This is a genomic window from Streptomyces sp. RLA012, assembly GCF_056270325.1.
This window is the reverse complement of the sequence record NZ_JBWDPA010000002.1, coordinates 11,221,930-11,244,916: the sequence shown is the minus strand read 5'-3', so window position 1 is coordinate 11,244,916 and position 22,987 is coordinate 11,221,930. Positions and strand designations below refer to the sequence as shown.

Genomic DNA, 22,987 nt, shown 5'->3' with positions numbered 1-22,987 from the left:
GGTTGCCCTCGTTTCCTGATCCTCGAGGGTTGAAGACCTTCGAGGACTTCGATCTTATGGTGTTGCGCAGGAGCCTAAAGAACGCCACATTCGTTCAATGGTGCGCTAGTTGGCTCTTAAAGTACTGTGCACGGAGCGATCAGTGAAGGGGGGAACCGATGCCATCGCTCGACGAAGCACTCACTGGTCTTCTTGCCGCGCCCGGCATCACCGGCGCCACGCTCACGGACGCGGTCACAGGCCTCGTCTACGCGGTGGTGGGTGACGCACACGCGGGCGACGACGCACACGACCTCGCTGTTCTGGCCGGCAACCGCCTCAACAGGGCCGGTTTCGAAGGCGAAGTGGAGAGCGTGATCGTGTCCACCCAGCGAGAGCACCAGGTGATCCTTCGTATAGAGCGGCAGGGGGACCCGCTACTGCTGTCGACGACGGTGGACCGCTCCCGGGCCAACGTGGCCTGGGCCCTGCAGGACCTGACCCAGCGCGCCGACGCCCTTCTGACATGACCGACCTGACCATCAAACAGCCGACCGGCCCACGCAACGTCTCGTCGCTACTGACCGCCCTGGGTGAGCAGAAACGTGACTGCGCCGTGCTCGTCTCAGGCGCCCCCGGGGGTGCGATCCATCTGCGCGGTGGCCTGGTCGTCGCCGTCGAGACGCCTGGTACTCCCACCGTCGAGGGCCTGCTGCTGAGGTCGGGCCGGATCACCGAGCAGGCGTGGGCCGCCGCCTGCGCCACCGATCCGTCGTACGAGCGGATCGGCGAAGAACTGACCCGTCGTGGACTGATCGGTGCGGCAGAGTTCGAAGTCGTCTGTATCGCGGCCCTGTTCGACGGAGCCTTCGCTCTCGCGCTGACCACGCCGGAGAGTTGGGAAGTGGTGGAGGCGACACCTGTCGTACGGTCAGGACGCGGAATCCGCCCCGAGCGGCTGATACGGGAAACCGCAAACCGACTCGCCCGTCTGTCCGACGAGCACGGCTCGGCGGGTGAACGCGCGCGCTCCCGTATCCATCAGATCCCCGCCGTCCACGACACCGGTGTCCCACGTGCGCGATCCGCACGCCACCAGGAGGTCCTGGATCGCGCGGACGGTCGGCGCACCTCCCGGGACATCGCGTTCGCGCTCGGCCGCGGGCTGTACGCCGTCATGCTCGACCTGAAGCAGCTGGAGGACTGGGAACTCATCGAGCGCGAAACCCGCGCCCCTGCCCCCAAGCGGCCCAGCACCGCACCACGGGCGATCCCACCACACGGGACCGCCCCCGATCCGGCCGGACCCGGCTTCAGCGCTCTCCCCCGACGCGTCCCCGGCACCAACGCCCCGCAACCGCCCCCGCACACCCCCCCGACCCCACCTCGCTGAGGCACTCGCGGGAGCACCCGCCCGCACGACAACCGCCGAGGTCTCGACGGCACAGCCGCAGAACTCGTCGCACCACGACCCTGCCGTCGGACAACACACCCTCGAACACAACGTGACACCACCGCTCAAGCCGTTTCGGCGGCTGCTGACCCGCAGCGCGTGCCGCACCGGGTCCTTCATGCGACAAGGAAATAGGACAAGCCATGAGTGAAGCCACGTCAGATCCTGTCCACGGCCTCCTTGCCACACTTCGGGACACCGTGATGGGTGTCACCGAAAGCGTCCTGGCGACGGCGGACGGACTGTTGGTCGCGGCGGACGCCGAGAAGACGCACCCCGAGTCGATGGCGGCGATCGCCGCGGCGACCCTCTCCCTGGGGCACCGTCTCGCCGAGCAGGGCGGAACGGGCACTCTCCGGGAGATGAGCGCCCGCTGCGGCACGGGACATGTGATCGTCACGGCGGTCGGCAGCCGCGCGTTGCTCGTCGTGGTCGCCGACGAAGGACTCGACCTCGCCGCGTTCCGCCGCGAGATCCCGGCGGTGGTGGAGGAACTCGCCCGGCATCTCGACGCCGACGTGACTTCTTGAGGGCAGGGCCTGCCTCTGCTTGCGGATGTCCCTCACACGGGTTGGCTTTCCTCCGGCCGCGTCACCGTGGCGGGCGGGGCACCGGTGACCGCGTGGCGGCCGTGCCGGGGCATTGTCAGTGGTGCCGTGCAGGATGACCGACATGACGACATCTGCAGCAGCGATCATGGATTCCGCCGCCTACGCCCAGGCGGTCGAGAACGCGGTGAAGGCCTCGGCCGCCTACTACGCGGGCGGCACGTCGGTGCTGGACGACGACGCGTACGACCGGCTGGTGCGCGCCATCGCGGCCTGGGAGGCCGGCCATCCCGACGAGGTCCTGCCCCATTCGCCCACCGGGAAGGTGGCAGGTGGCGCCGCGGAGGGCGATGTCCCGCACACGGTGGCGATGCTGAGCCTGGACAATGTGTTCTCGCCCGAGGAGTTCACCACGTGGACCGCGTCGCTCGCCCGGCGTGTCGGCCATGACGTGGAGCGGTTCAGTGTCGAGCCGAAGCTCGACGGCCTGGCGATCGCCGCCCGCTACACCCGCGGTCGCCTCACACAGCTGATCACGCGCGGCGACGGGACGGCCGGGGAGGACGTCTCGCACGCGATCGGCACCGTCGAGGGGCTGCCGAGGGAGCTGGCCGAGCCGGTCACGGTGGAGGTGCGCGGCGAAGTCCTGATGACCACGGCCCAGTTCGAGTACGCCAACGAGGTGCGCACCTCGCACGGCGGGCAGCCGTTCGCGAACCCGCGCAACGCCGCCGCGGGCACCCTGCGCGCCAAGGACCGCGTCTACACCGTACCGATGACGTTCTTCGGTTACGGCCTGCTGCCCCTGTCCGGTACCGACGCCGGGCTCGCCGGGCGGCTGGACGAACTTGCGCACAGCGACCTGATGGCCCAAACCGCCGCGTACGGAGTGGGCACCACCGCCACCACCGCCGTGCCCGGCGCCGCCGTCGACACGGTCGAGGAGGTCCTGACCCGGGTGAAGGAAATCGCCGCACTGCGGGCCCAGTTGCCGTTCGGGATCGACGGGATCGTCGTCAAGGCCGACCTGGCCGCCGATCAGCGAACAGCCGGGTCCGGCTCGCGCGCCCCGCGCTGGGCGATCGCCTACAAGCTGCCTGCCGTGGAGAAGATCACCCGGCTGGTGGAGGTGGAGTGGAACGTCGGCCGCACCGGCATCATCGCGCCGCGCGCCGTCCTCGAACCGGTCGAGATCGACGGCTCCACCATCACCTACGCCACCCTCCACAACCCCGCCGACATCACCCGCCGCGACCTGCGCCTGGGCGACCACGTCATGGTCCACCGGGCCGGTGACGTCATCCCCCGGGTCGAAGCCCCCGTCGCCCATCTGCGCACCGGCGACGAACAGCCGATCGTCTTCCCCGAGATGTGCCCGCGGTGCGGCGCCGGCATCGACACCAGCGAGCAGCGCTGGCGCTGCGAGATGGGCCGCAACTGCCATCTGGTGGCCGCCCTCTCCTACGCCGCCGGCCGCGACCAGCTGGACATCGAAGGCCTCGGACACACCCGAGTCGTCCAGCTCGTCGAAGCCGGCCTGGTCGCCGATCTCGCCGACCTGTTCGCCCTCACCCGTGAACAGCTCCTGGACCTGGAACGGATGGGTGAGACCAGCACCGACAACCTCCTGGCGGCGATCGGCGCGGCCAAGGGCCAGCCGTTGTCGCGGGTGTTGTGCGCGCTCGGGGTCCGTGGCACCGGCCGCTCCATGTCCCGCCGGATCGCCCGGTACTTCGCCACCATGGACCACCTCCGCGCCGCCGACGCCGAAACGATGCGGCAGGTCGAGGGCATCGGCACGGAGAAGGCGCCGTCCATCGTCGCCGAACTCGCCGAACTCGCCCCGCTCATCGACAAACTCGCCTCGGCCGGGGTCAATATGACCGAACCGGGCGCCACCCCGCCCGTCCCCGCGACCGACCAGACCGACGAGGGCGACCAGACCGACCAGACCGGCGAGACCGGCGAGACCGGCGGCAGTGCACAGGGCACGGAGCCGACGGGTGGGCCGCTGGCCGGGATGACGGTCGTGGTCACCGGCGCCATGACCGGCGCGCTGGAGAAGCTCAGCCGCAACCAGATGAACGAGCTCATCGAACGCGCCGGCGGCCGCTCCTCCTCCAGCGTCTCCAAGAAGACCACCCTGGTCGTCGCGGGAGAAGGCGCCGGATCCAAGCGCGCCAAGGCCGAAACCCTCGGGATCCGACTGGCCGCCCCCGACGAATTCGCCACGCTGATCGCCGACTATCTCAGCTGAGCCCGTGTCTCACCTGAGCCCATGTCTCAGCTGGGTCCATGTCTCAGCTGAGCCGTCCGCCGCATGAGAACCGCCGTCCGCCCGTCGGCATCCGGGGTCCCGGACGGCTTGGTGCGTCGGTGCGGGAATTCGTCTTCACCGCCGCGGTCACCTACTGCGCCTACCGGGGTCTCGACTCGTACGTCTGGACAGGCGTCGCCTGGCTGCTGCACACCGCCTGGGACGTCCTGCACCATCTGCGGGGAGCCCCGATCATCCCGTTCGCCTCGCACTCGTCGCTCGGGTGCGCGATCTGCGACCCGGTGATCGCCGTCTGGTGCCTGCGCGGCGGTCCTTCTCTGCCGACCCTGATCAGCTCCTGGTTCTCTCGCCGCCCCTCGTCCGCGTCCGACGCGTCGCGCGCGTAGGGCCGCACGTGCCCGCGGCACGCAGGTGTTGAGGATCCTCCTCGGCCTGCCTCCGGAACCCTTCGTGATGCGCTCGGCACCCGGACGTAGGAGCGTGGTGACATAGGGAGGAGTTCTATGGGCGCGGCCGTCCCGCGGCGGCGGGACCGTGAGGAGCGCGGCTGGCTGCGCGGCGCGCCGCCACCACGTTGGGTGCGCGTGCTGCCACCGGCCCTGCTGGTGGGCGTCTGTGTCGCCGAACTCCTCAGTCGGCGCGCCCTCGACATCGGCTTCCTGCTCGGCGCCATCCCGTCCCTGGCCGTGCTCTCGTACGGACCGGTGGCGACGGCCGCGTTCGGCAGCGTCGTCGTCGTCCTGCTGTACGTACCGGCGCTCCGGCTCAACCATCCGGGCAACACCGACCTGCTGACCATCACGTTCGTCGCGATACTCAGCGTCGTCATATCCCTGGTGCGCAGCCGACGCGACGCCCACCTGGTCACGGTGCGCACCGTCGCGGAGGCCGCCCAGCTCGCCGTACTGCCGCCGCTCCCCGAACGGGTCGGCCCGGTGCGGTGCGAGGCTCTGTACCGGGCGGCGCAGCGCGAGACGCTGGTGGGCGGCGACTTCTTCGACGTGCGCGACGGCCCCTTCGGCGTACGAGCCGTGATGGGCGACGTACAGGGCCACGGACTGTCGGCCGTCGCGACGGTCGCCTCGCTCCTCGGGGCGTTCCGGGAGACGGTGCTCGATCAGGGCGACCTGATGTCTGCCGCGGCGCGCCTCGACCGCCGGCTGATCGTGGACTCGGCCCAGACCGAGCACGCCGAGTTGTTCGCGACCGCTCTGCTGCTGGAGTTCTCGGCCGACGCGGACGCGGTGCGGCTGACGTCCTGCGGACATCCGCATCCGTTCCTGCTGCGCGACGGGAAGGCCGTCGAACTGGTTCTCGAAGCGGGAGCTCCACTCGGCCTGGGATTCTTCGAGATCTCTCCTCCGCGGATCTGCACCGTCCGGCTCGAACGCGGTGACCGGCTGTTCCTGGGGTCCGACGGACTGGCCGAGAGCCGCGACAGTGCAGGTGCTTTCTACCCCTTGGCCGAACGTCTGACCGCGTTCGCCCAGGAGGAGCCCGCCGCACTCACCGACCACGTGTGGGAGGACCTCGTACGGTTTTGCACCAGCGTTCGCGACGACGTCACGATGCTGGTGCTCACGCCCTGCGCTATCGACAAGCCGGGGTGAGAACGACTCGCCCGCCCGGGCCGCGTGCAGCGGGCCGGGCGGGCGAGGTCGGGCGGTGGAGAGATCAGGGTGTGAGCGTCCACTGCTGGATGTAGCCGACGTCGATCGAGGCGGTGTCCTGGACCCTCAGTTTCCAGGTGCCGTTGACGGGTTGCGCGGAGGCGTCGACCGTGAAGGTCTGGTCGACGTTGTCCGCGCTGCCGCCGCTGTGGTTCAGCAGCGAGTAGACGGTGCCGTTGGGGCCGACCAGGGAGACCGTCAGGTCACCGCGGTACGTGTGGATGATCTTGACGTAGACCTGGGTGGTGGCCGAGGCGTTCCCGGTCTGGCCGGTGATGGTGATCGGCGACTCGACCGCGGCTCCGACGTCGGGGATGTCGACGCGCGTGCCGTTGGCGAAGATGTTCGCCACCCGCCAGCTGAAGCTCTCCGCGACCGATGCTCCGGTGCTGTCGGTGACCGTCAGGGTCACGGCGCTCGTCCCGGTGGTGGTCGGGACGCCGGAGATCAGGCCGGTGTCGCTGATCGTCAGGCCGTCCGGCAGACCGGTGGCCTGGTAGGTCAGACCGGCGCCGGAGTTGGTGGTGTAGGCGCTGGTCTGCAGGGAAACCTGCTGGCCGACGCCACTGATCTGGTCGTCGATCGGGGAGACGTTGACGCCGAGCGCTATCCGGTCACCGACGTGGATCCCGGCCCAGGCGGCGGCGACGGCGAGGTAGGTGTCGCTGTACGCGCCGAAGAGGTCGGCCGCGGCCTGGAGGGTCGCCGTCCGGGCACCCGCGTAGTTGGTGGTGGAGGTCATGTAGGTGGTGAGCGCCCGGTACCAGACCCGCTGGGCGTTCTCGATACCGATGCCGGTCACGGGCACGCCGTCGTAGGTCGGGCTGTCGTACGAGACCCCGTTGACGGTCTTGGCGCCGCTGCCCTCGGAGAGCAGGTAGAAGAGGTGGTTGGCCGGTCCGGAGGAGTAGTGGACGTCGATGCTCCCCAACGAGGAGTCCCAGTTGTCACGGGACGCCCCGTCCTTGGAGGGCTTGTCCATGTACCGCAGGGGGGTGCCGTTGCCGTTGATGTCGATCTTCTCGCCGACCATGTAGTCGGGGACGTCGGCCGACAGGTTGGCGTGGAACTCCACCGCGGCGGCGAAGATGTCCGAGGTCGCCTCGTTGAGGCCGCCGGACTCGCCCGAGTAGGTGAGGTTGGCGGTGGCGGCGGTGACGCCGTGGCTCATCTCGTGGGCGGCCACGTCCAGGGCGGTCAGCGGGTGCGTGTTGCTCGCGCCGTCCCCGTACGTCATGCAGAAGCAGGTGTCGGACCAGAAGGCGTTGACGTAGCTGTTGCCGTAGTGCGCCCGGCTGTAGGCGGCCACGCCGTCGTTGCGGATGCCGTTGCGGCCGAAGACGTCCTTGTAGTAGTCCCAGGTGGCCGCGGCGCCGAAGGCGACGTCCACGCCGGCCGTCTGCCGGTTGCTCTGGGTGCCGTCACCCCAGACATCGTTGTCATCCGTGAAGAGGGTGCCGGTACCGGAGGTGCCCTGGTTCAGGTCGTAGGTGCGGTGGCCCGCACGGTCGCCGTCCAGCAGCTGGTACGTGGAGCCGGACAGTGTGGTGCCGAGCGGAACCGATCCGCTGTACTGGCCGGTGCCGGTGCCGGTGCGCACCGCCTGGAAGTCGAAGATGGCCTTGCCCGAGGTGGCGTCGGTGATGACGTGGAGCTCGCTCGGCGTGCCGTCGTCCTGCATGCCTCCGACCACCGACTCCCAGGCCAGGACCGGCGTGGCGCCGCCTGCCCAGACGACCAACCGGGGAGCACCGTCGACCGCGGGACGGGTGGCGTCGGCCTGCTTCGCGACCGCGAGTGCCTTGTGGGCGGCGGTTCCGGAGGTGACGCGGGCGGTGGTCGTCGGCACCTTGAGGGTGGCCTTGCTCGCCTCGGACACGGTGGTGCGGCCGTCCTTGACGTGTACGACCAGGTCGCCGCCGAGGACCGGCAGACCGGCGTAGGTGCGCTCGTAGCGGGTGTGCGTGGTGCCGTCGGCGTCCTTCTCGACGTCCTTGACGACCAGCTTCTCCTTGGAGCCGAGGGCGAGGCTCTTCGCGGTGTCGCCGACCGCGGCGGTCGCGCTCTTGATGAGCGCGGCGTGCGTGGCGGCAGAGAGCTTCGCCGGGGCCGCACCGGCCCGGGGGGTGGCGACGATCTTCGCGTGGCCGCGGTCGCGGGGAGCGGCGGACGCGACACCGGTGTGGAAACCGGCGGCGAGCAGCGTACTGGCGGTGGTGAGGGCCAGCGCTGCGGCATATCTGCGTCGGTGCGAGGAGCGGTGGGGCGATAGCAAGGGCTTCTCCTTCTGGCGACGATCGGCCCATGGTCGAGGCCGAGCGAGCGGGCCGGCAGGGTGTGGCCGGCTGGCAACGCGCTGAGCAGGGAAGGGCGCTGCGTGAGGTGACGCCCGATGTGACGTGGGGTGGGCGTGTCCGAACTCGGCGGCGCGCAACAGGTGGGGGGTGTGAAGGAACGATGAACGTTCATGAGCAGCCTGGCACCGCATATGCCTTCTTGTCATGGAGATGACAAAGCAACGGCTGAAACTGACTATTGCTTGCTGGACTTTCGCCCGGCTCACGGCACTTTTCAGCCGCTGCCGGACGGTTCGCGAGGTGGGTCGGCGAGCCGCCCGGTGTCCTGTCCGGAGTTCCAGCAGATCCAAGAGATCCAGCAGACGCGGGAGATCCAGGAGGCGGTCGGCAGGGCGCGGCTCCCGGTTCTCCCAACCCGTCGGCCCTCCGCCAGCCCTTCAGCCCTCAGCCGTCAGCCGTCAGCCCTCAGACGCCGGGCTTCGGGCTTCGGGCTTCGGTGTATCGGTGTATCGGTGTATCGGTGTATCGGTGTATCGGTGTATCGGTGTATCGGTGTATCGGACCGCAGGGACTCAGCGCGCGAGGATCAGGCCCACGACGAGGACCAGGGGGACAGCCAGGCTCATGCCCCCCAGTCGGGCCCAGTCCCGCCACGTCAGTGACTCCGACCTGGGCCGGACCACGGGTGACGCGGGGGCGACCCGTACGTACGAGGGAGCAGCTGCGGCGTGCGTCGTCCTCGTCTGCCGGGCGGCCCGTCGCGCACTCGGCGCACCACCGCTCCGCTCTCCGCCCGTCAGTCGCCGCGCGCTGCGGTGCGTCCGGACCAAGGATCGCGTTCCCGCCCGGCCTGAAGGCCGGGATTCCCTGCGAAGATCAGGGGATGGATTCCTTGCGGCGGACCGAGCTGCGCATCGACGGGCGCTCGTGCGCCGACAGTCCACCAGCGCCCGACAGCGTCGAGTTACCGACCGAGCGGGTGGCCGGCCACCGGATGTCCCCGCCCTCCGCGACGCCCGCCCCCGGGTCTTCGGATCTCCCCTACTCCCGACCCCGCTACCCGTGGGACCCGACACCGTCGTCGCTCAGCCCCTTCGAACTCAATCCGACCGAATGAAACCGATGGAGTACGGGATGCATGGGGCACACGGGGTGCATGGCGGGCGGGTGCGGCTCGCCACGTTCAATGTGCTGCACGGTCGGCCGATGGGGGACGACGGCCGCCCACTGTCCCGCCACGCCGTGGACCCGGCAGGAGAGCCGCTCGCCCGGGCTGTCACGTCCTTGGAAGCCGATGTCGTGGCCTTGCAGGAGTTGGACCGCCTCCAGGAACGGTCGGGCCGGGTCGACCAGGCACAGGTGGCCGCCGACGCCGCGGGGTTGAAGGACTGGCGCTACGCGACGGCGTTTCACGGCCGTGACACACCGGACCGGGGCTGGGTCCTCGACCCGGCCGAACCGGGGTTGCGGGTCTACGGCCCGAAGGACGTGGGCTCGGACACCGATCTCCCCTCGCACGGCATCGCGTTGCTGTCCCGGCTTCCGGTACGAGGCTGGAGGGCCCGGCGGTTGGCCCCGGCGCCCCTCGCACTGCCTCTGCGGATGGCCGGGCAGGCCGGCCTCACCATGGCCCGGGACCAGCCGCGCGCGGCGCTGGCCGCCGTACTGGAGGGGCGACGCGGCCCGTTCACGGCGGTGGCGGTGCATCTGTCGTTCGTCCCGGGGTGGAACGTCGGGCAGTTGCTCGCCGTCCGCGACTGGATCGCCGACCTGCCCCGACCGCATGTGCTGCTGGGCGACTTCAACCTGATCGGTGTCCTGCCCAGGGCCGTGCTGAACGCGCCCCGGAAAGCACGCACCACCCCACCGCCCCGCGGCTGGCGGGACCTGGCCCGCACCTCCACCTTTCCCGCGCATCGTCCGGTCGTGCAGTTCGACCACATCCTCGCGACCGGGCTCGACATGGCCGAGGTGAGCACGGTGCGCACGCCGGGGACGGGGATCTCGGACCACCTGCCACTGGTGCTGGAACTGCCGCTGTGAACCTGCCTGCCGGTTCAGCCCGTTGAGCCCAGTGCGGCGTGGTTCACGAGGCCGGCCTGGCGACACGGGCACTGACAACGCAGGGGTGGGGACTACGTAGTTCCCTTGATGTCGGGGGCCGGGCTCGGGAGTTCGCGGTACGGGTCAGTGGCCTGTGCGGATCAGACCTGTCAGGTACCGCCAGAGCGACGATCGGCCCTGGACTGCCTGATCCGCCGTCACCGACCCCAAGGTGCCGTCTTCCGGCTCGTCCGGGGCCGACGGGGCCGAGAGGGCCGACGACGGAGCGAGTTCGTACCGCACGGGCAGCGACCGCAGCCCGCGCATGAACGGGGAGGAGCGCCAGGGCAGTTGGTCGACCGGGAGCGCGAGTTCCAGGTTCGAGAAGCGCTCGAAGAGCCGGCTCACGCCCGCCGCCGCGACCGTCGACGCCAGCTCGCGCGCCGGGCACTGGCGGCGGCCCGCGCCCCACGCGAGGTGCGCGCGGGTGCTGATCGTCGTGCTTTCCACCACGCGGTCGGCGAACAGCGGATCGGCGTGCGCGGCGGCCGAGGAGACCCACACCGGGTCGCCCTCGCGGATCGTGTAGTTCCCGAGCGGGGTGTCCTTCGCCGCGAACCTCGGGACGAAGTTCACCAGCGGCGGTTTGCGCATGACCACCCGGTTCATGGTCTCCCTGACCATCCCCGCGGAGAGGCTGGCGCGCGCACCGCCCTCCCCCGCGATGACCTCGACCACGGTGTTGGAGATGAGGATGCCGACGTGGTCGGACGTCATGCCGAGCAGCATGAACAGCTCACGGGCCAGCGCGTCGAGCGAGAGGTCCGGGTGCGCGGCCAGCAGGTAGGAGGGGAAGTCGTCGCCCGGCCGCGCGCGCTTGCCCGCCGCCAGCTCCACCAGGGTCTCCAGCAGGCGTTCCAGGGCGGGTTCCGCGTCCGGCCCCGCGTCGAGCACCCGCCACATGTCCATCAGCGCGTCGTCGCCCTGTGAGCCCGGGAAGCCGAGCAGATGGCTTGCCACCATCAGCGGCAGCGGTCGTGAGAACTGTGCCGACAGGTCCGCAACGCCCGTGCCGCCGCCCTGTCCCAGCAGGGTGATCAGTTCGTCGGCGTGGGCGGTGACGGCGTTCTTCAGCCGCTTAGCCTGGGCGTGGCGCGGGTCCTGGAAGGGTCTGAGGGCCGCGTCCCACGCCGCCCGCAGCGGCGGGTAACCGGAACCACCCTGGATCAGAACGTGGTTGACCTCCAGGGAGGGCCCGAGCGGCCAGTCGGCGGGAACCCTGCCCTCCGACCGGGCCCGCCAGTTCTCCAGTCCCTTGGGCCATGCCTCGTCGTCCTGGAGGACTTCGAGCGACTCTCGGTATCCGAGCACGAGCCAGGCGGGTACGCCCAGCAGGTCGACCGGCGCGACCGGGCCATGCTGCTGCCTCAGCCGCTCGTAGACGAGCGCGGGGCGTGTCTCGTAGTCCCGGGTCATCAGCGGCTGCGGAGTCATCGCCTCCAGCCGCGTGTCGTCCAGGTCCATGGTTCCGCCGTCCCCCATGTGGGATTCCACCGCTCGCAGCCCTCCGACAGTCCCCGCACCGAGACGTAACCGTTGGGTGGCTACGAACCGCTGGCCGACCCTACCCCAGCCTGCGCCCATGCACGGATGCGGGGCTCCCTCCGCGCATCAGGCGGTGGCCTGCGCGGGTTTCGCGGGGGCGCGCATGACCGGCTCGATGCGCAGCCGCAGGAAGGCGAGACCGAGGGCGACGGCTTGCAGCGCGGCGCACATCGCGATGACGTAGCCGAGAGCCCAGGGTGGTGTGAGGGCGACCGCGATGCCCGCGAACGGGAACGGCAGCAGCAGAAGGAGGATGGTCAGGGAGAGGGTGCTGCCGAAGACGGCCGCCGGGATGAGGAGGGAGCGCAACGTACGCAGGACGACGGTCAGGCCGCCGTCACCCGCCATGAAGAGCGCCATGAGGACGACGTAGGCGATGTACGTGGGTGCGAGGGCCAGGGCGAGACCGGCGGCGGACGCGACGGTGGAGCACACCACGCCGACTCCCCACAGTCCCAGCCGATTGAGCGCGAACCGGCAGACGGTGACCGTGAGGAGTGTGGAGGCGGCGGCCGCCGACCAGAGGGTGCCGACGGCCGCGGGGGAATAACCGAAGTGCTCGACCACGATGATCGGACTGGCGGACTGGAGCAGCCCGAGCGCGAGGTTGGAGACGGTCAGCCCGCCCACCAGCCAGCCGAGGGCGGGCAGCGAACGCAAGGTCCGCCAGCCCGTCTTGAGGCCTTCTCCTCGCTGTATGGGGCCGTGTTGCGAGCCGCGCAGCGGGGTCGGCGGGGTCTGCAGGGCGAGGGCCGCCGCCAGGGACGAGAGCACACTCAGGACCACGAGCATGTGGACGGGTCCCACCAGCAGGAGCACACCTCCCAGTGCGGGTCCGGTGAGCGTCGCGGTCTGGTCGATACCGATCAGCACGGCCTGGACCTTGTGCGCCTGGGTGTCCGCGCGGCGGCTGACGATTGCGCCCACAGCCTCATTGGCGATGAAGCTGAACTGCGTCAGCGTGCCGGTGGCGGCGGCCAGCGCCATCACGACGAGCGTCTGGGCCGTCCCTCGGTCCAGCATGGTCAGCGCGACGCTGCCGCCGGCCACCAGGACGGCCCGCGCCGAGGAGGCGAGGAAGAACACGATGGCGGCCCCGCGCCGGTCGACCAGATCGCCGGCCAGACCGAAGGCCGCCACGCGCGGGATCCACTCAAGGGCGAAGGCCAGCCCGGTCAGCGAGGCGGAGTTGGTCGTCGCCAGTACCAGGAGCGGCATGGCGTACGTCGACATGGAGAAGGCGAGCGCGTCGAAGGCACGCGGTGCGTAGACCCGGCGGAGCAGGCTGCCGGGAGGAACGGCTGCGTGCCGACCGGCCGGCAGGCCCTCGTACAGTTGAATGGTCACGGAGTATGGGGGGCTTTCACTCAGCTGTGATGGGGAAGCGCCCGGTAGACCCGGGCAAGCAGGTGAGACGTTCAAGGGTGCGGGTGGCCGCCCCGCCGTCCGCGGCACGGAAGCCCTTGATGACTTCCGACAGCGGCAGTCCACCGGAAACCGGCGGCACCTACGGGGTGGTGCGGCCCGCCTCGCCACCGGGACCGGCACGGAGAACACTGTTCGTCCACCCCATGGTGCGATGTCGGGTCACGCGAACTCCGCTCGGAACGAAGACGAGTTGGAAAACGGGCATGCGGGATGAATCGACATGACCGAAGCCGGGGAAGGGGGCACTGACGTGTGCCTTGTTCAGGCATCAACATTAGTGCAGCCACAAGGTAGCGGATACTTTCGGATCACCCGAAAGGGTAATCAGCCAAAGTCGCGTCCGACGGCCGAATTTGACATCGGTCCCAGGAAAATCCCCAGGTCTCGACTTGATCCTCGCACAGCCGCCAGACAGCCGCCATACGGGTGGTCGATCGATCGCGCGACGCTCATGTGAAGGCAGGTCGTAGGGACGAGACACCGCCTGTTCGGCGCGACGGGGACGTGAGCCGTTCGCCGTCAACCCGGCGGCAGCCTCGCTTCGACGGAAGGCCTCGCTTCGGCGGATTACCTTGCTTCGGCGGAATGCCTCACTCAGGCGGAAATGGCGCGGGATCCACCCCTGGCACGCACTCTGCCGCCGGCATTCCCGGTGCCCTGAGACATCAGTCCGCGTCGGCCGGGATCCGCAGGGACACACGGTATCCGCCGTCGACGACAGGCCCGGACTCGAAGGTGCCGCCCAGGAGTTCGGCACGCTCCCCGAGTCCGATCAGCCCCTGGTGCGAGCCGGGCAGTGGCAGTGACGGCCGGGGGGACGGGGTGTTCGTCACGGTCACCCCGAAGCCACCGAGGTCCTGCCACAGCCGTACGATCGCGGTGGCGCCCGGCGCGTGCTTGCGGACGTTGGTGAGCGCCTCCTGCACAGTGCGGTACAGGGTGCGCTGTGCCGTGGTACCGATGTCCGCCGGGAGTTCACCGGTCAGTTCGGCGTCGATGCCGCCGGTCGAGACGAGTGCCGGGAGGTCGGCGAGCGTGGGCTGCGGGGTGAGCTCGGTGGCGCGGCCGCCGGAGGCCCGCAGCAGCGTGACCCCTCATGGGGGTCCTGGCCGTGCTGCGCCCGGACCTGTACGCCAGGTCCCTGCAGCACATGGTGACCGCCGTTGTCGGCCACCACCGCTGACCCTGCGGCGGCGCACCCCTGCTCCTCCTGCTGCCCCTCCTGAAGCCTTTCGATGCCGTTCAGATCACCACGAACGTGCTCAGTGCCAAGAAGAACCAGACGGGGCGCCTGCTCGACAAGGGCTGACCGGCGGTACATCGTCCGGGGTCTCCCGGAACGCCCCGGAGAGCCTCGTCTCCGGCACTCGCTCCTCGGTACTTGCCACGGGGAGTTGACCTGCCCGGTGGTGCGCCGGGGCAGGACGGAGTGGGCGGCGACGCGCCGTCCACAGCGGGGCCACGAGGGCCTGCAACTGTCTTCGGCAGCGTCCGTGAAATACGGCCAGGGCGATGGCGGCACCTACGGCGATCAGGTGTTCCCGGCCCGCCAGGTTGGGTTTGGCGATCGACTCCCACACCATCGAACCACCGGTGAGTACGAACACGATGGGAGCGCGTCGGACGACCGCGAGGTAGGTGAACAGACCCACCACCGCGGCGGACGGTCCGGTGTCGAGCACCTGCCCGATCGCGGGCGACAGACCCAGACCCCACCAGCCCGGGCCGAGCCCGATCATCACACGCACCGTGAGGGTGCCGGCCAACGTGGTGGCGTACGCGATGGCCAGGGTCCGGGCCCTGCCCAGCGCGAGTTCGGCAAGCGCGAACGCGAGGAACAGTTGGGTGATGCCCGCCCACACGGGCAGGTCGAGGGCGGGGACGTACAGCGACACAGGGGTACGCAGCAGGGCCAGGGGCAGCGGCAGACTGCCCTTGACCCCGCCGATCAGCCTCACCACCGCCGCGCCGGTCGGGTACTGAGCCATCGCGTGGAAGAAGATGACACCGAACGCCGCCACGAACGCCAGCACGAGTCCGGACAGCCCTCGGCGCAGGAGTTGCCGTACCGGCTCGATGACCATGCCGTACCACTCGCCGCGCAGCACATGCCCCGTGGCCAACGCGATCCGGTGCAGCGCGGCGCGGCGCTCATCGACCGCCCCCAGCAATGGCTTCTCCCCTCGACCACCCACAGGACGTCTTATCGTATAGATCGAAAATCGCAAGCCGATGGCCGGTCTCGATCGGGCGCCGGCAACAAGGTTTCCGCCAAGGAGCCGAGGCCCTCCCTGGGGCGCTTCATGACTGAGGGGTACCGACGAGGACAAGGAACCGGCTGCCCTTGCGTTCGTCGACAGGGCCTAGAGTGATCGGGATGAGCGACGATCCCGTGATACTGCGTCCAGTGATCGAGGATGACCTGTCGGTGCTCGAACGGTTCCTGATGGATCCGGAGGCGACCGGGCCGTTCCCATGGCTCGGGTGGTCGGACCCAGGACGCTGGCGGCGGCGCTGGGTGCAGGACGGCCTGCTGAGCGATGGGGATGGCCAGTTGATGGTGGTGACCGGCGCCGACCGGCTCGGCTTCGTGGCCTGGCGGAAGGTCGCGACCTCACGGAACTCGCACTGCTGGAACATCGGAGCCCAACTGCTGCCGGAGGGCCGGGGCCGCGGTGTCGGCACACAGGCCCAACGACTGCTGACACGGTACCTGTTCGCACACACTCCGGTGGTCAGGATCGAAGCGGACACCGAGACGGAGAACATCGCCGAGCAGCGCGCACTGGAGAAGGCCGGCTTCACCCGCGAGGGCGTGCTGCGCAGCACCGTGTTCCGCGACGGGCGGTGGCCGGATGTCGTGCGCTACAGCGTGCTGCGCGGCGACATCGCCCCGACCAGGGTCCGGAGCAGTCCCACACCTGACCCGGTCCGCACCCGGCGCGCCTACGATGCGGCGAGGCCGGTGACAGCAAGCCCGCCGATACCGTCGCCGGTGCCGACTGCCGTGCCTCGGCACAGTGGCACGAGCATGTACTGCTCGCGGTGGGTGACACCCGTCCGGCTGTCGCCCGCGCTCACACGGAGCCCATCCTCCTGGCGCTCCTCCAAGCCAGGGCTACGGTCTCGGGCCGGGTGCCGAGTTGTTCGGCGAGTCCCCGACAGCGGCGGCGCCGGGCTCGGTTGTCCTCGGTGTCGTAGGGATCCGGGATGCGCCGCCGTACGTCGGTGCCGTGCCCGTCGGCCGCTTCCGGTGGACGGCCGTCGCCGCCTCCAGGGCCGCCTGGACAGACAGATTGCCGCCCGGCGTGTGTCAGCGTCCCGGCCGCTGCTGCCGGATGCGCTGCGCGACTTCGCTGTTCTCGGTCTCCCACCACGGACGGACGAGGTCCGGCCCCTGCGCGGACTCCCGCGCCATGGGGGCCACCGGGACCAACTCCGTGTCCAGGCGGCGGTCAAGGGCGACGGTCTCGGCACGTTCGGTGCGCGCCCACTGCACAAGGATGGTGAGCAGGAGGGGCAGCGCCACCAGTTCGGCAATGCCGATCATGGCGCCGCCGCCCAACTGCTGGTCATAGTGCACGTCCGGCGCCCAGGACGGGGCATGGTGCAGATACCAGGCCCCGGCGATCAGCGTGCCGTGGGTCATCACCACGATGCCCGGCACGGCGTCGATGACCCCGTCGAGGAACACCAGCGCCGCCCGGACCGGATGGGTGCACCACTTCGGCAGTGCCTCCTCGCGGGTGAGCACCGGCACCACGAACAGGCTTCCGGCGAGCAGTAGGTGCAGATACATCAGCTCGTGCAGCCGGCCGTCACGCAGGGCGGTCTCGAAGTAGGGCGTGAAGGACACCGTCAGTTCGGTCGCGAGGACCAGGGCCGTGCTGACCAGGGGGAAGGTGAGCAGGCGCATCAGACGTCCGGTCATCACCCGCCGTACGCGGTCGGCGGCCGGCTCGGGCAGGGCCCGGAGTGCCAGTCGGAGCGGATCGCCCAGCGCCAGCCCGAGCGGGGCGATCAGATCGAGGAGGATGTTCTGGACGGCGGCCGGCCAGAACAGCGCACGGTCGTACACGGCCAGCGCGGACATTGTGGCCACAACGAGTGTGCCGAGGCCGAGCAGTGCGAAGGCCGCCACGCGGGACACGGGCCACCGCTCGCCCCGCCGTGCCAACCGCGCTGCCCCCAGGCGTACAGCGCGCCGAGCAGGACGACCAGCAGGAGCGCGGGCACATCCAGGTGCCATGAAGAGAGCAGCCGTCCCGTGGTGAGCTCAGGCAGACTCCCCATCACGACCTCCTCCATCAACACGGCGGACACCCGGCCCGTCCTCCTACCGGTCCATGAGCCGAGCCCGGCCGGATCTCCACGAAGGGCCGGAAAGAGGAACCAGACCTGCCGAGACCCTACGCCGCGTACTCCCCCGGGCCGGTCCCACCCTCACCGGAGTCACCGTATGGCTGGGCCGGGGGCACAGCGGCCAGCGGCGCGGTGACGAGGAAGAGCGGCGGTCACTCGGTCCACGTCCGCCGGGCCCACCCCGATGGCGCTCAAGGAGTGCGGCGAGCGCGCAGCGCAGGCAGTCCGAGTCGGTGCCTCCCATGGCCGAACGGCCCCGCGCCCCGTCCTGGCCCGGCGCGCCCGACCCGTCGGACGCCTGACGACATGGGGCCGTGCCGCCCGGCGGCACGTGCGGGCCGGGGCAGGTCTCCGTCGACCGGCCGACCAGTGTCTCAAGGTCGCGTAACAGTTCCTCGGTCTGCTTCACGCGCTGCGCCAACGCCCTCACCCGGGCGCTCTGGCCGCCGATCTGCCGTCTGCTGACGATCAGCCGCTCGTACTCCTCCGGGGTCAGCGCCACCGCCTCGCGTCCGCCGAGGGTGATGTGCCGCGGTCGTGGTTGTCCGGCCGCTCGGATCCTCCGCCCCTGCCCCTCGCTGCCGTCGTCGACGACGCCGCCGCAATTGTCGTTGCCGCCGTCACCGTGCGTGCGTCATCGGGGAGTCATGTGAGTCGTCAAGTCGTTCGGAGGTCATCGGTGTCGGGAGAACGTGAGAGGGCCCCCGGATGGTCCGGTGGGCCCTCTGCGCGTGATCGCCCGTGCTGTTCTCAGTGCGGTACGGGAGTCGCCCGCGCGGGCGCGACCGCTGCCGGTCGCGGAGCCAGCAGGCGCTGTGCCAACTCGCCGAAGACCAGGCCGAATCCGGTCCAGAGCGTGACCTGGATGGCGAGGGCCGAGGTACGGAACCGCCACAGCAACGTGGCCGGGAAGTCCTTCGGGACCTCGTTGATGACCGGCAGGAACGCGTACGCGAGACCGATCACGACGACGAAGAAGGCGATCGCCGCGACCGTCGCGTACCACGTGCCCCACCTGGGTGCGAGTCGCTTGCCCAGGATCACGGCACCGACCGCGAGGAGCACGCTGAGCAGCATCATCAGGAAGTACAGGGTCGTACGTTTGCCGATGGTGTCGGGGTCGCCGACGGACGGCGGGTTGGCCGGGTACTTGAGGAACGGCACGACGTACACGGCGAGCAGAGCCGTACCCGAGAGCAGCAGTGCCGTGGCACGGGGGGTGAAGCGTCCGACGCGGCCGAGCGCGAAGCAGTAGGCCAGGGCGGCGATACCGCCGAAGGACACCCCGTAGATCAGGACGCCGGTGGCGAGGCCGCCGGTGGACTGGAGGCTACGACTGACGATTTCGACCTCGTGGCCGTGCGCCGGTGCGTGGGCCTCTTCGAAGCCGATGGCGTCGTCGACGCTGGGCTCACCCAGGAAGTAGGCGACACAGAGGGCGAGCACGCCGGCGGCGAGGCCGGCGAGCATGCCCCGAACGAGGAGGTTTCTTACGGTTGCGGAGTTCATGGGTGTGCGGCGTCCCTCGTGTCAGTGGCAGGGGAAGCCGAGGAGGTGGCGGGCGTCGTGCACCCACTCGTGAACGTCCTCGCCGGAGACGACGGAGGTGGCGCCCTGCTCGGCGCCGACGAAGTACAGCAGGACGAGCATCAGGATGCCGAAGAAGACCGCCCAGGGGACGATCGCGCCGATCGGCAGCTTGACGGGGAGAGCGGGGGTGGTGGCTGTCGGCTGGGCGACGGTCTGCGCCATGGCAGGACCTCCTCGGGAGTTCGCGTCCCATCTCGGTGGTGCACAGGACGACAGCTGCGGGTCTGACTTGCGAGGCGCTCCGCCCGTCACAGGCGGTGCGTCTCGTTCACAGTGGCGCGACCGTGCCGGATTTCCACCGGCTTCCGCCATACCGTCGTCGATATCGCACAGACCGTACCGCGTGTCGGGTTCATGGCCAAGACCGCGCCCCCTGCCGTGATCTTCATCTCGCGGACGGGGGCGCGGCCGGTGTGATCTGCGGGTCAGCGGTGGGTGCAGTGGGACGGACGCTTCTCGACGAAGGCGGCCATGCCCTCCTTTCTGGTCGGCCGTCGCGTAGACGTGCGCGGCGATCGCGGTGGAGCCGACGAAGCCGAGCGCGCCGACCCGGGCGGATCCCGCTCGGAGGGCTTGCGGAGAAAGCCGTTGCCGCAGGTGAGGGCAGGAGCAGCCTTCCACGGGGGGATCACCGCGGGGAAGTTGAACGAAGTGATGCCGGCTGTCATCGGTGGCGTCGTGCTCGGCGACGTACTCCCCGGTCACAGTGGCGGGACCGTGCCGGATTCACACCGGCTTTCCCGCACCGCGGATGCCGCCCGCGGGGAGGCGAAGCGGACCGGGGCCCGGAAACGCGCACGGCGGGCGGCGCGGCGGAAGGTGGTCAGTACCGCCGGGCCGGCCAGCAGGACGCACACGAAGTTGCTGACCGCGCGGCCGGTGTCCCAGCCCAGGGAGGTGGCGAGGTCGAAGGCGACGTAGCGGTGCCACTGCTCGGTGAACGGCAGGCCGGGCAGATAGGCGATGGAGCTGTTCGGGTCGAGGGAGAACGGCCAGAAGGAGAGGTTGAGGAGGAATCCGAAGAGGTAGCCGGACACCGATCCGTAGGCGGCCAGGAGGAGCACTTCGCGCCGGCCTCTCGCCCGGGGGAGGAACCCGGCGAGCATGCCGACGAAGGCACAGCCGAACATCTGGTACGGCATCCACGGGCCGACGCCGCCGGTGATGAGCGCGGAGGCGAACAGTGAGGTGCAGCCGAGTGTGAAGCCGAAGCCGGGGCCGTAGACGCGCCCGGCCAGGACGAGGACGAAGAAGACCGTCTCGATGCCCGCGGTTCCCGCACCCAGGGGACGCAGTGCCGCGTTGACGGCGGACAGGACGCCGAGCATCGCGAGCGCCTTGGAGTCGATGCCGCCCTCGGCGATCTCGGAGAGCACCACACACAGGACCAGGACGAGCAGCACGCCGAAGATCAGCGGAGGCGCGTAATTGGAGCCGAACTTCCCCGGTGCTACGACGAAGGGCCAGAAGAACGCGACCAGTCCGACGAAGGCGGCCAGGGCGATGATGATCCCGGCCCTCGGGGTGAGCCGGATGGCCGTGGCGGCGGTGGCGGCGGTGGACGTCATGAGTGCGCCTCGCCGTCGTGGTCTCCGGCGAGTGCGGCAGCCACCTGGTCGACCGTGAGAAAGGGCAGCGGCGCCAGGATCTTCGCGGTCTGGGGAGCGAACACCGGTGAGGCGACGATCACTTCGGACGTCGGTCCGTTGGCGACGATGTCCCCTTCGGCCATGACGACGACCCGGTCCGCGGCGCGCGCGGCGAACTCGACGTCGTGGGTGGAGACGACCACGGTCCGGCCCTGAGTCGCGAGCGTGCCGACGACGCGGGATCTCGGCGGGCGGCCCGCTCAACACCCGGCCGTCACCGGGAAGATGGACGACCCGGTCGGCGTACTGGACGACCCGTTCGAGCCGGTGCTCGGCCATGAGGACGGTGACGCCGAGGTCGTGGACGAGCCGGGTGACGGCGGCGAGGACCTCCTCGGCGGCGGTGGGGTCGAGGGCCGAGGTGGGTTCGTCCAGGACGAGGACACGGGGGTGTGCGGTGAGGACGGAGCCGATGGCCACGCGCTGCTGCTGGCCGCCGGAGAGTTCGTACAGGGCCCGGTGGCGCAGGTCGGCGAGGCCGAGGAGGTCGATGGTCTCCTCGACCCGCTTGCGCATGGTGGCGGGCGGGATGGCCAACTGCTCCATGGCGTAGGCGAGTTCCTCCTCCACGGTGTCGGTGACGAAACCGTCCAGCGGATCCTGGCCCACCACCCCGACGACGTCGGCGAGTTCGCGCGGCGGATGGTGGGCGGTGTCGCGGCCGTCCACGGTGACACGGCCGTAGAGGGTGCCGCCGGTGAAGTGGGGTACGAGCCCGTTGACGGCGCCGAGGAGCGTGGATTTGCCGACGCCCGTGTGACCGACCACGAGGCACAGTTCGCCCTCCTCCACCGTCAGGTCGACCTCGCGCAGGGCGGGTTCGGCCGTGTCGTCGTAGTGGACGGTGACCTGGTCGAAGGTGATCATGAGGCGTCGGCCTTCTCGGTGCGCCGTGCGGGAACGGCGGGAGGGTGCGGAGGGTTCGGGGGCGGGGCCAGGAATCCGGCGGTTCCGGCGAGCAGGATCGCTGCGATGGGGACCAAGGGCAGTGTCGGCCAACTCCGGGGATGGATCGAAGGGTTGAGATCGGCGGCGTGGTAGCCGAGGTTGCTGAACAGCAGCACGGCGGAGAGGATCCCGCTGCCGGCGACGGCCCACTCCGGCAGGCGCCACGGGTTGGGCCGGTACGTCGTACGGATGACCCGGCGCCCGCCCAGGCGCAGTCCCGCCAGGCACAGCAGGGCGCCCGACACCATGGCCGGCAGTCCCAGAAACCGCGGTGCGGTCGCGTCGAGCAGTCCGTAAGCGCCGGCGGACAGTCCGCACATGCCGAGCAGCATCAGCGCCCCGGTGAGGCGGCGGGAGCGGCGGGTGGCGGAGCCGGCCCTGCCGTAGCCGCGGGAGTCCATGGCGGCGGCCAGCCGCAGCGAGCGTTCGAGCGCGTCCTCCAGGACGGGGACCGCTGTGCCGCGCAACGCCTTCAGCCCTTTGGTGCGTCCGGCCCTCAACCTGCGGGCGCGGGCGACGCGTTGGACGCTCTGCACGAGCTGGGGTGCCACGCTGATGGCGACGGTGACGGCGACTCCGAGTTCGTACAGGGCGCCGGGCAGGCCGCGCAGCGCGCGCTTGGGGTTGGCCAGGGTGTTCGCGGCGCCGATGCAGCACAGCATGCAGGCGAGGCGCAGCCCGTCGGTGGCGGCGGAGAGGACGGCTTCCAGGGAGACCGGGCCACCGATCTGGATGCCCGCGTACCAGTCCGGGGTGGGCAGGTGCGGAAGGGAGAACAGGAAGTGGTCGCGGGGGGTGATGCCGGTGGCGAACACGGCCCGGAAGACGACCCGGATCGCGACGACCGTGAGGGCCAGGTACAGGTAGTACTTGAAGCCCCTGGCCCAGGGCGCCTCGGTACGGCGGGCCGTGACGACGTAGCCGAGGACGGCCAGGACGAGGAACAGCAGCAGCGGGTTGTCGGTGCGGCTGACGGCGGTGGCCAGGGCGAGCGCCCAGATCCACCAGGCCACCGGGTGCAGGGTGCGCGGCAGGCGGCGGCCGCCCGGGTCCGGAGCGCGACCGGACACGGGGGTGGCCGCCTCGACGTCGGCGCGGGCCACGGCGGTCACTCGGTACGGCGGCGCCGGCGCGCGG

Annotated in this window: 15 protein-coding genes, 4 pseudogenes and 1 riboswitch; of the genes and pseudogenes, 8 read left to right on the top strand and 11 right to left on the bottom strand. The window is 70.3% G+C overall.

The window, feature by feature from the left end:
- The first annotated feature begins 158 nt into the window (after positions 1-158).
- The 6 genes from RV986_RS51120 (at position 159) to RV986_RS51095 (ending at position 5,868) form a co-directional block, all read left to right on the top strand.
- Positions 159-509, top strand: coding sequence for a hypothetical protein (locus RV986_RS51120; protein ID WP_475923949.1), 351 nt, complete (start codon positions 159-161; stop codon positions 507-509).
- Positions 506-1,372: a hypothetical protein gene (locus tag RV986_RS51115; RefSeq protein WP_475923948.1), complete on the top strand. Its 867-nt coding sequence runs from the start codon at positions 506-508 to the stop codon at positions 1,370-1,372. Before RV986_RS51120 ends, RV986_RS51115 begins: the two co-directional genes overlap by 4 nt.
- 203 nt (positions 1,373-1,575) lie before the next feature.
- On the top strand, positions 1,576-1,962 hold the full coding sequence (locus tag RV986_RS51110; protein WP_475923947.1) for a roadblock/LC7 domain-containing protein: 387 nt from the start codon (positions 1,576-1,578) through the stop codon (positions 1,960-1,962).
- 142 nt (positions 1,963-2,104) lie between these two features.
- The gene (ligA, locus tag RV986_RS51105; protein ID WP_475923946.1) at positions 2,105-4,237 is read left to right on the top strand and encodes an NAD-dependent DNA ligase LigA; all 2,133 of its coding nucleotides are present in this window, start codon (positions 2,105-2,107) and stop codon (positions 4,235-4,237) included.
- A gap of 119 nt (positions 4,238-4,356) precedes the next feature.
- On the top strand, positions 4,357-4,644 hold the full coding sequence (locus RV986_RS51100) for a DUF6010 family protein (RefSeq protein ID WP_475923945.1): 288 nt from the start codon (positions 4,357-4,359) through the stop codon (positions 4,642-4,644).
- Positions 4,645-4,761: 117 nt separating this feature from the next.
- Positions 4,762-5,868, top strand: a complete 1,107-nt coding sequence (locus RV986_RS51095) for a PP2C family protein-serine/threonine phosphatase (RefSeq protein ID WP_475923944.1) — start codon at positions 4,762-4,764, stop codon at positions 5,866-5,868.
- 64 nt (positions 5,869-5,932) lie between these two features.
- On the opposite strand, the gene RV986_RS51090 is transcribed toward RV986_RS51095, so the two are convergent.
- A complete protein-coding gene (locus RV986_RS51090; RefSeq protein WP_475923943.1) occupies positions 5,933-8,203 on the bottom strand; it encodes a M4 family metallopeptidase in 2,271 nt (756 codons plus the stop codon).
- Positions 8,204-9,359: 1,156 nt separating this feature from the next.
- On the opposite strand from RV986_RS51090, the gene RV986_RS51085 reads away from it, so the two are divergent.
- Positions 9,360-10,268: an endonuclease/exonuclease/phosphatase family protein gene (locus RV986_RS51085; RefSeq protein ID WP_475923942.1), complete on the top strand. Its 909-nt coding sequence runs from the start codon at positions 9,360-9,362 to the stop codon at positions 10,266-10,268.
- Between the two features lie 144 nt (positions 10,269-10,412).
- Here RV986_RS51085 and RV986_RS51080 read toward each other — a convergent pair whose 3' ends face one another.
- From RV986_RS51080 to RV986_RS51065, 4 genes and pseudogenes are all read right to left on the bottom strand, one after another.
- The gene (locus RV986_RS51080; protein WP_475923941.1) at positions 10,413-11,810 is read right to left on the bottom strand and encodes a cytochrome P450; all 1,398 of its coding nucleotides are present in this window, start codon (positions 11,808-11,810) and stop codon (positions 10,413-10,415) included.
- 129 nt (positions 11,811-11,939) lie between these two features.
- Entirely contained in the window at positions 11,940-13,220 is a 1,281-nt protein-coding gene (locus RV986_RS51075) for an MFS transporter (RefSeq protein ID WP_475923940.1), read from the bottom strand.
- 746 nt (positions 13,221-13,966) lie between these two features.
- Positions 13,967-14,392: pseudogene (locus RV986_RS51070) on the bottom strand (ATP-binding protein); the annotation flags it as partial.
- A 171-nt stretch (positions 14,393-14,563) separates the two neighbouring features.
- Positions 14,564-15,472: a hypothetical protein gene (locus RV986_RS51065; RefSeq protein WP_475923939.1), complete on the bottom strand. Its 909-nt coding sequence runs from the start codon at positions 15,470-15,472 to the stop codon at positions 14,564-14,566.
- Positions 15,473-15,678: 206 nt separating this feature from the next.
- On the opposite strand from RV986_RS51065, the pseudogene RV986_RS51060 reads away from it, so the two are divergent.
- A pseudogene (locus RV986_RS51060) lies at positions 15,679-16,095 on the top strand (GNAT family N-acetyltransferase); the annotation flags it as partial.
- Between the two features lie 519 nt (positions 16,096-16,614).
- Here RV986_RS51060 and RV986_RS51055 read toward each other — a convergent pair.
- The 6 genes and pseudogenes from RV986_RS51055 to RV986_RS51030 all read right to left on the bottom strand — a co-directional run bounded on the left by RV986_RS51055 (position 16,615) and on the right by RV986_RS51030 (position 22,962).
- Positions 16,615-17,594 (bottom strand): annotated as a pseudogene (locus RV986_RS51055) (cytochrome c oxidase assembly protein).
- A gap of 819 nt (positions 17,595-18,413) precedes the next feature.
- Positions 18,414-19,172: a CbtA family protein gene (locus RV986_RS51050; protein ID WP_475923938.1), complete on the bottom strand. Its 759-nt coding sequence runs from the start codon at positions 19,170-19,172 to the stop codon at positions 18,414-18,416.
- A gap of 21 nt (positions 19,173-19,193) precedes the next feature.
- Positions 19,194-19,415, bottom strand: coding sequence for a CbtB domain-containing protein (locus tag RV986_RS51045; protein ID WP_475924706.1), 222 nt, complete (start codon positions 19,413-19,415; stop codon positions 19,194-19,196).
- Positions 19,416-19,450: 35 nt separating this feature from the next.
- Positions 19,451-19,586: riboswitch (cobalamin riboswitch) on the bottom strand.
- A 144-nt stretch (positions 19,587-19,730) separates the two neighbouring features.
- A pseudogene (locus RV986_RS51040) lies at positions 19,731-19,921 on the bottom strand (aldehyde dehydrogenase family protein); the annotation flags it as partial.
- A 33-nt stretch (positions 19,922-19,954) separates the two neighbouring features.
- The gene (locus tag RV986_RS51035; RefSeq protein WP_475923937.1) at positions 19,955-21,769 is read right to left on the bottom strand and encodes an ECF transporter S component; all 1,815 of its coding nucleotides are present in this window, start codon (positions 21,767-21,769) and stop codon (positions 19,955-19,957) included.
- Entirely contained in the window at positions 21,766-22,962 is a 1,197-nt protein-coding gene (locus tag RV986_RS51030) for an energy-coupling factor transporter transmembrane component T (RefSeq protein WP_475923936.1), read from the bottom strand. The genes RV986_RS51035 and RV986_RS51030 overlap by 4 nt, the downstream gene beginning before the upstream one ends.
- Between the last annotated feature and the right edge of the window lie 25 nt (positions 22,963-22,987).